Source organism: Parafrankia sp. EUN1f, assembly GCF_000177675.1.
In the GTDB taxonomy this organism is placed as follows: domain Bacteria; phylum Actinomycetota; class Actinomycetes; order Frankiales; family Frankiaceae; genus Parafrankia.
In genome coordinates, this window is sequence record NZ_ADGX01000056.1 from 1 (window position 1) to 13,443 (window position 13,443).

The 13,443-nt window shown below is 70.9% G+C and carries 14 protein-coding genes and 1 pseudogene; 13 read left to right on the forward strand and 2 right to left on the reverse strand.

What is annotated here, in order from left to right:
• The 9 genes and pseudogenes from FREUN1FDRAFT_RS46470 to truA all read left to right on the forward strand — a co-directional run.
• Positions 1–140 (forward strand): annotated as a pseudogene (locus FREUN1FDRAFT_RS46470) (type I methionyl aminopeptidase); the annotation flags it as partial.
• 301 nt (positions 141–441) lie between these two features.
• Positions 442–663 carry a translation initiation factor IF-1 gene (gene infA / locus FREUN1FDRAFT_RS18015; RefSeq protein ID WP_006541558.1) on the forward strand — a complete coding sequence of 74 codons (222 nt, stop codon included), beginning with the start codon at positions 442–444 and terminating at the stop codon, positions 661–663.
• A 55-nt stretch (positions 664–718) separates the two neighbouring features.
• Positions 719–832: a 50S ribosomal protein L36 gene (rpmJ, locus tag FREUN1FDRAFT_RS18020; RefSeq protein ID WP_003956441.1), complete on the forward strand. Its 114-nt coding sequence runs from the start codon at positions 719–721 to the stop codon at positions 830–832.
• 278 nt (positions 833–1,110) lie between these two features.
• The gene (rpsM, locus tag FREUN1FDRAFT_RS18025) at positions 1,111–1,491 is read left to right on the forward strand and encodes a 30S ribosomal protein S13 (protein WP_006541559.1); all 381 of its coding nucleotides are present in this window, start codon (positions 1,111–1,113) and stop codon (positions 1,489–1,491) included.
• A gap of 91 nt (positions 1,492–1,582) precedes the next feature.
• Positions 1,583–1,987, forward strand: a complete 405-nt coding sequence (rpsK, locus tag FREUN1FDRAFT_RS18030) for a 30S ribosomal protein S11 (protein WP_006541560.1) — start codon at positions 1,583–1,585, stop codon at positions 1,985–1,987.
• Positions 1,988–2,022: 35 nt separating this feature from the next.
• Complete coding sequence (rpsD, locus tag FREUN1FDRAFT_RS18035; protein WP_006541561.1) at positions 2,023–2,652, forward strand: 30S ribosomal protein S4; 630 nt, start codon at positions 2,023–2,025, stop codon at positions 2,650–2,652.
• A gap of 190 nt (positions 2,653–2,842) precedes the next feature.
• Positions 2,843–3,892, forward strand: a complete 1,050-nt coding sequence (locus FREUN1FDRAFT_RS18040; protein WP_006541562.1) for a DNA-directed RNA polymerase subunit alpha — start codon at positions 2,843–2,845, stop codon at positions 3,890–3,892.
• Between the two features lie 120 nt (positions 3,893–4,012).
• On the forward strand, positions 4,013–4,600 hold the full coding sequence (rplQ, locus tag FREUN1FDRAFT_RS18045; protein ID WP_006541563.1) for a 50S ribosomal protein L17: 588 nt from the start codon (positions 4,013–4,015) through the stop codon (positions 4,598–4,600).
• 152 nt (positions 4,601–4,752) lie between these two features.
• Complete coding sequence (gene truA, locus FREUN1FDRAFT_RS18050) at positions 4,753–5,580, forward strand: tRNA pseudouridine(38-40) synthase TruA (RefSeq protein ID WP_006541564.1); 828 nt, start codon at positions 4,753–4,755, stop codon at positions 5,578–5,580.
• Between the two features lie 71 nt (positions 5,581–5,651).
• Here the strand turns inward: truA and FREUN1FDRAFT_RS39910 are convergent, their stop codons facing one another.
• Positions 5,652–7,331, reverse strand: coding sequence for a hypothetical protein (locus FREUN1FDRAFT_RS39910; protein WP_006541565.1), 1,680 nt, complete (start codon positions 7,329–7,331; stop codon positions 5,652–5,654).
• A 490-nt stretch (positions 7,332–7,821) separates the two neighbouring features.
• On the opposite strand from FREUN1FDRAFT_RS39910, the gene rplM reads away from it, so the two are divergent.
• The 4 genes from rplM (at position 7,822) to glmS (ending at position 12,375) form a co-directional block, all read left to right on the forward strand.
• A complete protein-coding gene (rplM, locus tag FREUN1FDRAFT_RS18060) occupies positions 7,822–8,265 on the forward strand; it encodes a 50S ribosomal protein L13 (RefSeq protein ID WP_006541566.1) in 444 nt (147 codons plus the stop codon).
• A gap of 36 nt (positions 8,266–8,301) precedes the next feature.
• The gene (gene rpsI, locus FREUN1FDRAFT_RS18065) at positions 8,302–8,709 is read left to right on the forward strand and encodes a 30S ribosomal protein S9 (RefSeq protein ID WP_006541567.1); all 408 of its coding nucleotides are present in this window, start codon (positions 8,302–8,304) and stop codon (positions 8,707–8,709) included.
• 172 nt (positions 8,710–8,881) lie between these two features.
• On the forward strand, positions 8,882–10,285 hold the full coding sequence (gene glmM / locus FREUN1FDRAFT_RS18070; protein ID WP_006541568.1) for a phosphoglucosamine mutase: 1,404 nt from the start codon (positions 8,882–8,884) through the stop codon (positions 10,283–10,285).
• 161 nt (positions 10,286–10,446) lie between these two features.
• Positions 10,447–12,375 carry a glutamine--fructose-6-phosphate transaminase (isomerizing) gene (gene glmS / locus FREUN1FDRAFT_RS18075; protein WP_035952161.1) on the forward strand — a complete coding sequence of 643 codons (1,929 nt, stop codon included), beginning with the start codon at positions 10,447–10,449 and terminating at the stop codon, positions 12,373–12,375.
• Positions 12,376–12,518: 143 nt separating this feature from the next.
• Here the strand turns inward: glmS and FREUN1FDRAFT_RS18080 are convergent, their stop codons facing one another.
• Complete coding sequence (locus FREUN1FDRAFT_RS18080) at positions 12,519–13,406, reverse strand: PadR family transcriptional regulator (RefSeq protein ID WP_006541570.1); 888 nt, start codon at positions 13,404–13,406, stop codon at positions 12,519–12,521.
• Positions 13,407–13,443: the final 37 nt, after the last annotated feature.

Here is a 13,443-nt window from a genome sequence, read left to right on the forward strand (position 1 = left end):
CGCTCGCTGCCACACCGAGCACTCGGTGGCGGTGACTCCGGCGTGGGCCGTGGGTCCTGACCGAGCCGGATGGTGGCGTGGCGCGGTTCGCCGCGCTCGGTGTTGCCTGCGGTCAGCCGGCTGACGCCCCGACCGGCTGACCCCGCGCGGCCGCCGGGACGACACGGCCCGCGGACGCCTCGACGGGTTGGTCGCCCGGGATGGTCGACGGTCACGAGGGCGCCGGCTGAGGTCGGCGGGCCCCCTGTTGGCCCTTGACGAGCCGGGCACGTACACTCAGGAGTCGACGGTCTCAAGCGTTGTCGGTGTTCGTCGTTCACACGGCGGGCCCGCGCAGTGACCTGGCGCGATGAGCTCGCGTGGCGCTCTCTGGGGTGCGGCGCCGGTCCATACGGGTCAGGGTCCGTCATCCCAAGCGTCGACGTCAGGACAGCGGAGGACATGCCGAAGAAGGACGGGGCCATCGAGATCGAAGGCCGAGTAGTGGAGCCGCTCCCGAACGCGATGTTCCGGGTGGAGCTCCAGAACGGTCATCGCGTTCTCGCCCACATCAGTGGCAAGATGCGCCAGCACTACATCCGTATCCTCCCGGAGGACCGGGTGGTGGTGGAGCTCTCGCCATACGACCTGTCCCGCGGTCGCATCGTCTACCGCTACAAGTAGTCGTCATCCCACCAGTAAGCGCGGCCCACAGCTGCGTGTGGAGGTTCTCGCGGCCGTGAAGGTCAAGCCGAGCGTCAAGAAGATCTGCGACAAGTGCAAGGTGATCCGCCGTCACGGGCGTGTCATGGTCATCTGCGACAACCTGCGTCACAAGCAGCGTCAGGGCTGATGACTGAGCGTTTTCCATCGTAGACCCGGAGCTGCGGCCCCTTGGCCGTGCACCGTGAGATGGAAAAGGCTCACTGGCGGCGGGCCTGAGCTCGCCGCCGCCAATCGGCAGGTAAGCCTGCCAGCAGAAGCGACACCAGACCGCATCATGCGGTTCCACCCCCGGTCGGAGGCCGGGGCCTCGTCGACTACGGGCTGATTTCCGCCGTCAAGGCGTGGTCGTCCCGGCGAGGGCGGTGTCGCCCGAGACCTCCGGATGCAGGAAGGAACCATCGCGTAATGGCACGCCTGTCAGGTGTCGACCTTCCCCGCGAGAAGCGGGTCGAGATCGCACTGACCTACATCTTCGGGATCGGCCGCAGCCGTTCCAAGGAGACTCTCGCCGCCACCGGCGTCAACCCGGACACCCGGGTTCGCGACCTCACCGACGAAGAGGTCCAGAAGCTCCGGGAGTGGATCGACGCGAACTACCGCGTCGAGGGTGACCTCAACCGCGAGATCAAGCAGGACATTCGCCGCAAGATGGAGATCGGCTGCTACCAGGGTCTCCGTCACCGCCGCAACCTTCCCGTCCACGGCCAGCGGACGCACACCAACGCGCGTACCCGCAAGGGCCCGCGCCGCGCCATCGCCGGGAAGAAGAAGGCCGGCAAGAAGTAGTCATCGGTTCTGCTCGGGCCACTTTCGCTTTCGCGCCGGCCCGGGCGTCACGACCGCTGACCGACGACCTCGTAGACGGAGACCACGGGTTATGCCTCCCAAGACACGCGCCGCCGGCGTCAAGAAAGTCCGGCGCAAGGAAAAGAAGAACGTCGCCCACGGGCATGCTCACATCAAGAGCACGTTCAACAACACGATCGTCTCGATCACGGACCCCAGTGGCAACGTGATCTCCTGGGCCTCGGCCGGCCACGTCGGCTTCAAGGGCTCCCGCAAGTCCACCCCGTATGCCGCGCAGATGGCCGCCGAGAACGCGGCCCGCAAGGCGCAGGAGCACGGGATGCGCAAGGTTGACGTCTTCGTCAAGGGCCCCGGCTCCGGCCGGGAGACCGCGATCCGTTCGCTGCAGGCCGCTGGCCTGGAAGTCGGCGCGATCCAGGACGTCACCCCCACCCCGCACAACGGCTGCCGCCCGCCGAAGCGTCGCCGGGTCTGAGCTCCGCGCCAGGGATACGAGAGAGAAGGACGAGCATGGCCCGTTACACCGGCGCGGACTGCAAGCGTTGCCGCCGCGAGAAGACGAAGCTGTTCCTCAAGGGCAGCAAGTGCGAGACCCCGAAGTGCCCGATCGAGATCCGGCCGTACCCGCCGGGCGAGCACGGCCGCGGGCGCACCAAGGACTCCGAGTACCTGCTCCAGAAGCGCGAGAAGCAGAAGTGCGCGCGCATCTACGGGGTGCTGGAGAAGCAGTTCCGGGGCTACTACGACGAGGCGAACCGCCGTGCCGGCAAGACCGGTGACGAGCTGCTGAAGATCCTCGAGTCCCGGCTCGACAACGTGGTTTACCGGGGTGGCTTCGCGCCGTCCCGCGACGCCGCGCGCCAGGCCGTCCGGCACGGTCACGTGCAGGTCAACGGGCGCAAGGTCGACATCCCGAGCTACCGGGTCACCGAGAACGACATCGTTGAGATCGCGCCGAAGTCGCGTGAGCTCACGCCGTTCATCGTGGCCCGTGAGACCGCGGGGACCGGGCGTACCGTCCCGCCGTGGATCGAGGCCATCCCGAGCCAGATGCGGCTGCTCGTCCACTCGCTGCCCGCGCGCCAGGTGATCGACACCCAGGTGCAGGAGCAGCTGATCGTCGAGCTCTACTCGAAGTAGTCGTGAGATCCGGCGCCGGCCCTGTGTCGGCGCCGGATTCGCGTCGGTACCCGGTCCGGGGCTCATCCCGCTCCGTCGGTGACCCGGCGTACTGTTGACAGGCACGGGGATGGACGGATGTCCCTGTGCCAGCCCCGTTGGGGGTCTCACGGCGTCATATGGCGGTCGCCGTGTCCGGAAGGAAGATCTCATGCTGATTGCTCAGCGTCCCACCCTCGTCGAGGATCCGATCACGGAGTTCCGGTCACGTTTCGTGATCGAGCCTCTGGAGCCGGGCTTCGGCTACACCCTCGGGAACTCGCTGCGCCGCACGCTGCTGTCCTCGATCCCGGGCGCCTCCGTGACGAGTATCCGGGTGGACGGTGTCCTCCACGAGTTCTCGACGGTCCCCGGGGTGAAGGAGGACGTCACCGACCTGATCCTGAACCTGAAGGAACTGGTCGTCAGCTCCGACAACGACGAGCCGACGGTGATGTACCTGCGCAAGCAGGGCCCCGGTGACGTCACCGCGGCGGACATCGCCCCGCCGGCCGGCGTCGAGGTGCACAACCCCGACCTGCACCTGGCCACCCTCAACGACAAGGGCAAGCTCGAGATCGAGCTGACCGTCGAGCGGGGCCGTGGCTATGTCAGCGCCGCGCAGAACAAGCAGCCGGGCCAGGAGATCGGGCGCATCCCGATCGACTCGATCTACTCGCCGGTGCTGAAGGTCACCTACAAGGTCGAGGCGACCCGTGTCGAGCAGCGCACGGACTTCGACCGGCTCATCGTCGACGTCGAGACCAAGCAGTCGATCTCGCCGCGCGATGCGATGGCCAGCGCCGGCAAGACCCTCGTCGGCCTGTTCGGGCTGGCTCAGGAGCTCAACGCCGAGGCGGAGGGTGTCGACATCGGCCCGTCCGCGGCGGACGCCGCCCTGGCCGCCGACCTGGCGCTGCCGATCGAGGAGATGGATCTGACCGTCCGCTCCTACAACTGCCTCAAGCGCGAGGGCATCCACACCATCGGTGAGCTGGTGTCCCGCAGCGAGGCGGATCTGCTCGACATCCGCAACTTCGGGCAGAAGTCGATCGACGAGGTGAAGACGAAGCTGGGTGCCATGGGCCTGCAGCTCAAGGACTCCCCGCCCGGGTTCGACCCGCGCCAGGCGGTCGACACCTATGGCACCGACACGTACAACCCGTCGTTCTCCGACCCGTCTGACGACGGTCGCGAGTTCGTCGAGACCGAACAGTACTGATCCGACCGTGCGCCCCGGGGCCCCGATTCGGTCGGAGCCCCGGGCGTACGTCGACCGGGAGCCCAGCCGTGCTTCCCGGCGGCGCCCGGAGAACAGCGAAAGGAACGAGGAGCACCCATCATGCCCACGCCAACCAAGGGCGCCCGGCTCGGCGGTAGTCCCGCACATGAGCGGCTGCTGCTGGCCAACCTCGCCACCGCGCTGTTCGAGCACGGTGGCATCACGACCACTGAGGCCAAGGCGCGCCGGCTGCGCCCCTACGCCGAGCGCCTGGTCACCCACGCGAAGCGCGGTGACCTGCACGCACGGCGCAGGGTCATGCGGGTCGTCCGGAACAACTCGGTCGTCCACACGCTCTTCACGGAGATCGGCCCGCGCTACGCGGACCGTAACGGTGGATACACCCGCATCGTGAAGCTGGGCCCGCGCCGTGGCGACGCCGCCCCGATGGCGCGCATCGAGCTGGTCGAGGCGCTGACCGTCGGCCAGTCGGCGGTCGCGGAGGCCGAGCGCGCCCGCGGAACCCGGTTCGCGACCCGCAAGGCGCCGACCGGTGCGACCGCCGAGGCCGCCGACGACCTGAAGAACGAGTCGCCGACCGCCGCCGCGGTCGCGGCCGAGGCGCAGGCCGCTGACACCGCGCCCGAGGCCGCATCCTCCGAGGCGGTGTCCTCCGACACACAGGGCGACGCGAAGCCGGAGAGCTGAGTTCGCACCGCAGTTCGTTCGTAACAGCAGAAGCCCGTCGCCCATGGGGTGGCGGGCTTCTGCTCTGCCGCTGGTGGAGCTCCTGATGGAGCTCTGTGAGCCAGAAGTCCGCGACGATGCTCCCGACGGTTGCACAGGGGGGAGGCCCGCTCATGAACCCGGCCGACGGACTGCTCCGACTAAGGCTGGACCTCGCCTACGACGGCACGCCCTTCGCCGGCTGGGCGCGCCAGCCGGGCCAGCGCACCGTGCAGGGCGACGTCGAGGACGCGCTGATGCGGGTGGCGAGGCTGCCAGCGGTCCGGCTCACGGTCGCGGGCCGCACCGACTCCGGTGTGCACGCGATCGGCCAGGTGGCGCACGTCGACCTTCCCACGGGCACGCCCGTCGGTGGGCTCGCCCGCAGGCTCAACGGAGTGCTTGACCGCGCGGTCCGGGTGAAGGGCCTCGCTCCCGCTCCGGCCGGCTTCGACGCGCGGTTCTCCGCGTTGTCGCGCCGGTACGTCTACCGGATCACGGACGCGCCGTTCGGGGCGGAGCCACTGCGCCGGTTCGACACACTGGCCTCCCCGCGCCCGCTGGACGTCCCCGCGATGGCCGAGGCCGCGTTGCTGCTGCTGGGGGAGCACGACTTCGCCGCGTTCTGCCGGCGACGGGAGGGTGCCACGACGGTGCGGACCCTGCTGCGCCTGGACGTCTCCCGGGTGGAGGGCGTCATCCTGGCCGACGTCGAGGCGGACGCGTTCTGCCACTCGATGGTGCGCGCGCTGGTCGGGGCGCTCGTGGCGGTCGGAGAAGGCCGCCGCCGACCGGAGTGGGCGGCCGCCGTGCTCGGCCGGGGCGTGCGTGATTCGGGGGTTACGGTGCTGCCTGCCCACGGCCTGACACTGGTCGAGGTCAGGTACCCGCCAGACGCGCTGCTCGCGGCCCGGGCCCAGGTGACCCGAGCGGTGCGCGTCCCGACGTCCGCGTCGGGCTGAAGCCTGCATGTCGCCGGGCACGCCCCGGCAGAGCTGCCGGGGCGCCGCGCAGCCTGGCGGGCGCGGGCCGCTCAGCGGGTGCTGGCGCTCGCTGTCGGAGCCGGCGCGGGTGACACGGTCCCGGTCGGGACGGTCCCGGTCGGGGCGGTGCCTCCGGCGCCACTGCTGCTGCCCGCGCTGCCCGCGCTGCCGGTGACCATGCGCTGGGCGATGGGCTCCTTGGCGATCAGGCCCAGATCGGTGATGGCACTGCGCAGCGGAACGTCGTCGGCCGCGCCCTGGCTGCCGTCGACATAGGCGAGCTGGGTGAGGATCATGTAGTGGCCGCTCGCGATCGCGGCGCGCCAGGAGTTGTCCCCGTTCGGGCCGGTGATCCGCGCGTCGCGCACCGAACCCTCCGGGATCGGCAGCGGCGCGACGCCGCCCCTGCGCTCAGCCGCGATGGTGGCCGCGGACTGCGCGGTGCTCTGCTCGTTCAGCACGAACACGGACATCCCCGCGAGCACCTGCTTCTCGCCGGCCGCGGGCGTACTCAGGTACAACGCCCGGACGAGCTGGGTGCACCGGCCGTCCTTCAGCGTGGTGGTGAGCTCTCCGGTCAGGTCCGGGCAGCCGTCGACGACACTGCTGGCGATCCGGGTGTACGTCCGCCCCTGGACGGTGACCTCCTTGTCCGGGAAGAACTCGTTCGAATCCACCGGCCGGGAGTCGGAGCTGGCGCTGTTGATGAAGTTCGGGTCGACGGTCGGGGTCGCGAGCCTGGGGTCCTCGGTGGCCGAGGTGTCGCCCCTGGTCAGCATGACCACCGCGGCCGCAGCGACGAGGGTGAGCACGACTGCGGTCGCCACGGCGACCAGAGCGCGGGGGCGGCGTCGGCGCGGCGTCGGCGCGTACTCCGCCGGGATCCGGAGTCGGCCGGCCGCCTCCGGCGGCAGCTCGGGTTCTTCCTCGTCGCCCCGCGCGTTCGGGCCGTACTGGTCGTCCTGGTCGTCCCGGGCGGCCCGCTGGCGGCTCAGCGCGACCTGCAGACGGGCTGGCCTGGCACGCCCCGAGGCATCGCCGCGGCCGTCCGCCATGGGTGCCTCGCCGCCGGCGGCGGTGCGGGGGCGCGGGCGCGGTTCGTCCTCGGGGTAGGGCGTGGCCGCGGGGATGGCGAGTGGGCCGGTCGGGTGCTCCGATTCCGGCCCGTCGAAGGCTTCGTCCGCCCCGGCCGGCCGGCCGGCGGCAGGTGACAGGTCCGCGGTCGTCGCGCCGTCAGGAGCCGCCGGACGCTCTGGCAGCGTCGGCAGCGGGCTGGTCGCGGCCCGGCGATGGAAGGAGTAGCCCTTCGTCTGCTCAGGGCCCGCCCCGCCGGCCACCGGCTGGCCGCCGGTCGGCGGCCCGATCCGGATGCCGCCGGAGGAGGGCTCCGCGCCCGGCCAGCCCGCAGCGACCTGGTCGGGCCGGGGGCCCGCGGGCGGATACCCGGCGACCGGGTAGCCCCCCTGCTGCTGGCCGGCGAGGGGATATGCCCCGGTCGCGTAGGTCGGCATGGGACCGAACAGCGGGTCATCGACCGGTGGGGTCCAGCCGCCGGTCGGTGGCGCGCCGTCGTCAGGCCCTGGCTGGCCGGGCTGCCCGGACAGGTCGAACGGAGCGGGCGAGCCGGGATCCGACGGCCCGGGCACAGGAACGGCCTGTGGCGCGGGTCCCGGGTAGGGCGGGCCGCCGGCCACTGTGAACGACTCGTTGTCCGCGGGTTCGGGTGGCATGTGCCCTCCTCACTCATCCCCCCAGGCCCGCAGCCGGCGAGGCGTCCGATGTCATCGTCGCTGTCGTGACGGGTTGGGCCTCGGCTGCGGAACAGTTCTCGACCCTCGCGCGCGGTCGACGCGTCCGGCTGGATCGGGTGAGAATATCCGAACGCGGCATATGCCCATGTCGGGGCGCTGCTCGGAGGATGTGTGCGGCTGCGGTGCCGTCGCATGCGTTGTCGCGGGGGGCCTGCGGTCCGGTACGACCGATCGCCTGGTAACCTCAAAGACTGCTGCGGACCTCCAGCCTCGTGCGGATCAGCCCGGTCGATCAGGTCATGCTCAACTGCGTGCTGATTAACTCCATGCTGATGGACTCATGGTGCTGAGGTCAGCCCATACTTCTGGCAGTGCACCTCGCTCCGCGGTGTTTCGCGCCCCGCGGAGCACAAGCTGGCGACACCCCGACGATCTCCCCTCGAGATCGTCCGAACGAGAAGGCAGACCTGTGCGCACGTACCAGCCCAAGCCCGCGGACGTACAGCGCGCGTGGCACGTCATCGATGCCACCGACGTCGTGCTCGGTCGGCTGGCCAGCCAGGCTGCCCAGCTCCTGCGCGGCAAGCACAAGCCGTACTTCGCCCCGCACATCGACACCGGTGACTTCGTCGTCGTCATCAACGCCGGCAAGGTCGCGATGACCGGCAACAAGCGCGAGCAGGCCCAGTACCACCGGCACTCGGGCTTCCCGGGCGGTCTGCGCAGCACCTCCTACGGCGAGCTGCTCGACACGCGCCCGCACGTGATCGTCGAGCGGGCGATCCGTGGGATGCTGCCGCACAACCGCCTCGGTCGTGCGCAGGGCAGCAAGCTGAAGGTCTACGCGGGGCCGACGCACCCGCACCAGGCCCAGCAGCCCGTCCCCTACGAGATCAAGCAGGTCGCGCAGTAGTCGCGGTTCTGGTTTCAGACAAGGAAGGAACGCGACGTGGCTGTCGTGACCGACGCCCAGGGTAACCCCCGCGCTACCGGGCGGCGCAAAGAAGCCGTCGTCCGGGTGCGGCTGCTCCCGGGGACGGGCAACTGGAGCCTCAACGGGCGCACGCTCGAGGAGTACTTCCCGAACAAGGTCCACCAGCAGCTCGTGAACGAGCCGCTGAAGATCCTGGAGCGGGCCGAGTCCTTCGACGTGGTCGCCATCCTGCACGGTGGCGGCGTGTCGGGGCAGGCGGGCGCGCTGCGCCTGGCCATCGCCCGGGCACTGATCGTCGCCGACGAGGAGTCCCGCCCGGCGCTCAAGAAGGCCGGCTTCCTGACCCGGGATGCCCGGATCAAGGAGCGCAAGAAGTACGGCCTCAAGAAGGCCCGTAAGGCGCCTCAGTACAGCAAGCGCTGACGCAGCACCGGCCCGCGGTTTCTCACAGCCCGGGTCGGTGTCCCGGCCCGGCAGGTGCATCCTGCCGGGCCGTAGGCGTGCGATTGTCCTTTGCGGATCTGTCCTTTGCCGATCTCCGCGCGGTGTGCTGACAGCGCCCGCCGGTGCCGTTGCAACCTCAGGGGAGGCCTCAATGGCGAGGCTTTTCGGTACCGATGGCGTCCGTGGCGTCGCCAACGCGGACCTGACGGCCCAGCAGGCACTTGAGCTTGCTTCGGCCGCGGTCGAGGAGGTCGCCGCGCGGGACGCCTCCCCGCAGCAGCCGGTGGACGGCGTACCGGTGGCCCGGGCCGCCTCGTCGGCGGACCACCGCCCTGTCGTCATCGTCGGCCGGGACACCCGCCCATCCGGCGAGTTTCTCGAGGCGGCGGTTGTGGCCGGTCTGGCCAGCTCCGGTGCCGACGTCGTGCGCATCGGCGTGGTGCCGACCCCGGTGGTCTCCTATGTGGTCGCGCAGACGGGCGCCGATCTCGGCGTGATGCTGTCCGCGAGCCACAACCCGATGCCCGACAACGGGATCAAGCTCTTCGCCGCCGGGGGCCTCAAACTGCCCGACGAGGTCGAGGACGCGATCGAACGGCGGATGGCCGGCCCGCTCACCCGCCGCCCGGTGGGAGCAGAGGTTGGTCGGGTCCGTGACGACGTCACGCTCGTAAACGGCTATGTCGACCACCTGCTCGCGAGCCTGCCCGCCGGGCCGGGCAGCCTGCAGGGCCTGAAGGTCGTGGTGGACTGCGCCCAGGGCGCCGCCTCCGACCTCGCGCCCCGGGTGCTGCGGGCCGCCGGGGCTGACGTGATCGCCCTGCACGCGGACGGCGACGGCCTGCGCATCAACGACCGCTCCGGCGCGACCCACCTGGACAGCCTGCGCGACGCCGTCCGCCTGCACGGCGCGGACGTGGGTATCGCCCACGACGGTGACGCCGACCGCTGCCTGGCCGTCGACGCGCTGGGTGAGATCGTCGACGGTGACCAGATCCTGGCCATCTGTGCCGTGGCGCTCGCCGAGCGCGGTGAGCTGGGTAACGGCACCGTGGTCGTCACCATCATGTCGAACCTCGGGTTCCACCATGCGATGCGCGAGGCCGGAATCAACGTGGTCACCACGCCCGTCGGGGACCGCTATGTGCTCGAGGCGATGCGTTCGGGCTCCTATTCGCTGGGTGGCGAGCAGAGCGGCCATGTCGTCTTCCTGCGCCACGCCGGTACCGGCGACGGGCTGTTGACCGCCCTGCAGGTTCTCGGCCGGATGGCGGAGAAGGGCCAGCCGCTCGACGAGCTGGCGAAGGTGATGACCAGGCTGCCGCAGGTCCTTGTGAACGTTCGCGGGGTCGACCGGTCGCGGGCCGGGACGTCGGAGGAGCTGCGCGCCGCGGTGGCGGAGGCGGAGGCGGAGCTCGGGGGCAGCGGGCGGGTGCTGCTGCGCCCGTCGGGCACCGAGCCGCTGGTCCGGGTGATGGTCGAGGCCCCGACCGACCAGCTCGCCCGTTCACTCGCGGACCGGCTCGCGGATGTCGTCCAGCGTGCCCTGCGCTGACCTGGCCGGCGCGTCCTGCGTTGGCGGGCACTCCTGATGCGGATCTTCCAGGCGGATGCGCCAACCCGCTGTGACGGGACGCGCGCGGCTTCCGTCCGACATCCGCGGTGTCCCAGTGGTCTATGCGCGGTACCCGGACCGGACTGCGTACGCTGAGCAACATGTGCGGGATCATTGGGTACGTCGGTGAGCAGCCGGCCCTTGAGGTCGTGCTGAGCGGACTGCGCCGGTTGGAATACCGCGGCTACGACTCGGCGGGCGTCGCCGTCGTCGGCGGTGGGGTGCTGCGTACCGCGCGCCGCGCCGGCCGGCTGGCGAATCTGGAGAAGGTCCTCGACGAGAGCGGCGAGCAGATGCCCGGCACGACGGGCATGGGGCACACCCGGTGGGCGACCCATGGCGGTCCCACCGACGTGAACGCGCACCCCCACACCGACTGCACCGGTGCGGTAGCCGTGATCCACAACGGGATCATCGAGAACTTCGCCGAGCTGCGATCGGAACTCGAGGCCGCGGGCCATGAGCTGAGCAGCGAGACCGACACCGAGGTCGTCGCACATCTGCTGGAGATCGAGATCGCCCGTGCGGCCGCCGCGGGCCCCGCGGCGTCATCGGTGTCGTCGGGGTCCGTGTCGTCGGGGTTTGGACAGCCGGTCGCGTCGGAGCACCCGGTCACCGAGGCCCTTCGGGTGGTGTGCCGCCGGCTGAGGGGCGCCTTCACGCTGGTCGTCCTGCATCGGGACCATCCCGGCGTGGTGGTCGGGGCGCGCCGTAACAGCCCGCTCGTCGTCGGTCTCGGCGTCGGGGAGGCCTTCCTGGCCAGCGATGTCTCCGCGTTCATCGCGCACACCCGGGAGGCGCTGGAGATCGGCCAGGACCAGGTCGTCGAGGCCCGTCCAGAGGGTGTGACCGTCTACGACTTCGACGGCACCCCGGTCGAGGGCCGTCGGTATCACGTCGACTGGGACGCGAGCGCGGCGGAGAAGGGCGGCTTCCCGTACTTCATGCTCAAGGAGATCAGCGAGCAGCCCGAGGCGCTCGCTGACACCCTGCGCGGGCGGCTTTCCAGCGAGGGCGCGATCGTCCTGGACGAGGAGCGTCTCTCTGACCAGGACTTTCGCGACATCGACAAGGTCTTCATCGTCGCCTGCGGGACGGCCTACCACGCCGGGCTGATCGCCAAGTACGCCATTGAGCACTGGACGCGGCTGCCGTGCGAGGTCGAGATGGCCTCGGAGTTCCGCTACCGGGATCCGGTGCTCGACCGGTCGACCCTGGTCATCGCGATCAGCCAGAGCGGGGAGACGCTTGACACCCTGATGGCGGTCAAGCACGCCCGCGAGCAGAAGGCCCGGGTGCTGGCGATCTGCAACACCAACGGCTCGACGATTCCGCGGGAGTCGGACGCCGTCCTGTACACCCGCTGTGGCCCCGAGGTCGGTGTCGCGGCGACGAAGACGTTCCTGGGGCAGGTCGCGGCCTGCCTGCTCGTCGGTCTGTTCCTGGCCCAGACCAGGGGCGTCCTGTACGGCGACGAGGTCGCGGCCTATGTGGACCGGCTACAGCGCATGCCGGAGCTGGTGCGCCGCACCCTGGGGACGGTCGAGCCGGTACGTGAGCTGGCCCGGAGCCTGGCCGACGCGAAGGCGGTGCTCTTCCTCGGCCGCCATGTCGGCTACCCGGTCGCCCTCGAGGGCGCGCTCAAGCTCAAGGAACTGGCCTACATGCATGCCGAGGGGTTCCCGGCGGGCGAGCTGAAGCACGGCCCCATCGCGCTCATCGAGCCCGGGCTGCCCGTCGTGGTGGTGGTCCCCTCACCTCGGGGGCGGGCGAACCTGCACGGCAAGGTGGTGTCGAACATCCAGGAGGTCCGGGCCCGCGGGGCGCGCACGATCGTGATCGCCGAGGACGGCGACACCGATGTCGAGCCCTACGCTGATCATCTGATCCGGGTGCCGGCGACGTCCTCGCTGTTCGCGCCGCTGGTCACGACCCTGCCGCTGCAGGTCTTCGCCTGCGAGCTGGCGCTTGCACGGGGCCTGGACGTCGACCAGCCGCGCAACCTGGCGAAGTCCGTCACCGTCGAGTAGGGGGACCGTGCCCGGGCCGTGCCCTGGCAGTGGCTGGGGCACACCCGGGGCCTGCGGTACCGGAGCGGAGGCGGGGCTCGCGTTTCCGCTCCGGTACCGAGCCAGGCTTTCGGGCGTCGCCTGGTGGCGACGCCGTCGAACGGTCAGCTCAGATCCTTCGTGGGCCGACCGGACGGGTTCCCGTCGCCGTCGCCGTCGGTCGAGCCGGGCTGCGCGGTGCCGGTGGCGCCCGCGTCACCGCCGGTCTGCGTGGCTGCCTCGGGGCCGGCCGGTTCCCCGGCCAGGATGCGGTACAGGTTCCGACGGGTCTCGGTGAGCAGCTCCCGGGCCGCGGCGATCTGGCTGGCATCGCCGGCCTGGGCGACCTGCACCACCGCCGCGCCGACCCCGAAGGCCAGGTTCCGCAGCGCGGACACGTCGTCGTTGGCGCTCGCCGCCGCGGTCTCCCACGGCTTGGGCGCGTCGCCACGGGCCTCGACGTGGGCCCGGCCCGTGTCGGTGAGGTGGAACACCCGGCGCCCGTCCCGCTCCTCGGCGCGGACCAGGCCCTCGTCGGCGAGCATCGACAGGACGGGGTAGACCGAACCAGGGCTCGGCCGCCACATGCCACCGCTGCGGTTCGCGAGCTCGCCGATCATCTGGTACCCGTGCATGGGCTCCTCGGCGAGCAGTGCGAGCAGGGCCTCGCGGACGTCACCGCGGCCAACCCTTGCCCCGCGGCCGAACCCGGGGCCGGGCGGAAAGCCGCGGCCGAACGGCCAGCCGCCCCCGGGCCCGCCCGGTCCGCCGGGACCGAACGGCCCGCCTGCGCCGCCTCGCCCACCGCGGCCGCCGCGGCCACCATGCCCGCCACGGTCACCTCGGTCGCGTGGCCCGGGACCGCCATGCATACGGCTGTGGCGCTCACGGGCGGGGTCGCAGTTCGTTTCGGTGAACGCCGCCTGGTAGGCGGCGTCGATCAGCCGGGAGGCGCCGAACCTGCGCCAACCCTCCCAGCCGGCTTCCCATCCTGGAATCGCGTACGAACTCATCATGATCTCCTTGATCTTTAATCGCGTTGCCTCGCGT

Bases quoted from the DNA above. Each gene is read 5' to 3' on its own strand.
- infA (WP_006541558.1), top strand. From the start codon at position 442: ATGCCGAAGAAGGACGGGGCCATCGAGATCGAAGGCCGAGTAGTGGAG.
- rpsM (WP_006541559.1), top strand. From the start codon at position 1,111: ATGGCACGCCTGTCAGGTGTCGACCTTCCCCGCGAGAAGCGGGTCGAG.
- rpsK (WP_006541560.1), top strand. From the start codon at position 1,583: ATGCCTCCCAAGACACGCGCCGCCGGCGTCAAGAAAGTCCGGCGCAAG.
- rpsD (WP_006541561.1), top strand. From the start codon at position 2,023: ATGGCCCGTTACACCGGCGCGGACTGCAAGCGTTGCCGCCGCGAGAAG.
- FREUN1FDRAFT_RS18040 (WP_006541562.1), top strand. From the start codon at position 2,843: ATGCTGATTGCTCAGCGTCCCACCCTCGTCGAGGATCCGATCACGGAG.
- rplQ (WP_006541563.1), top strand. From the start codon at position 4,013: ATGCCCACGCCAACCAAGGGCGCCCGGCTCGGCGGTAGTCCCGCACAT.
- truA (WP_006541564.1), top strand. From the start codon at position 4,753: ATGAACCCGGCCGACGGACTGCTCCGACTAAGGCTGGACCTCGCCTAC.
- FREUN1FDRAFT_RS39910 (WP_006541565.1), bottom strand. From the start codon at position 7,331: ATGCCACCCGAACCCGCGGACAACGAGTCGTTCACAGTGGCCGGCGGC.
- glmM (WP_006541568.1), top strand. From the start codon at position 8,882: ATGGCGAGGCTTTTCGGTACCGATGGCGTCCGTGGCGTCGCCAACGCG.
- glmS (WP_035952161.1), top strand. From the start codon at position 10,447: ATGTGCGGGATCATTGGGTACGTCGGTGAGCAGCCGGCCCTTGAGGTC.
- FREUN1FDRAFT_RS18080 (WP_006541570.1), bottom strand. From the start codon at position 13,406: ATGAGTTCGTACGCGATTCCAGGATGGGAAGCCGGCTGGGAGGGTTGG.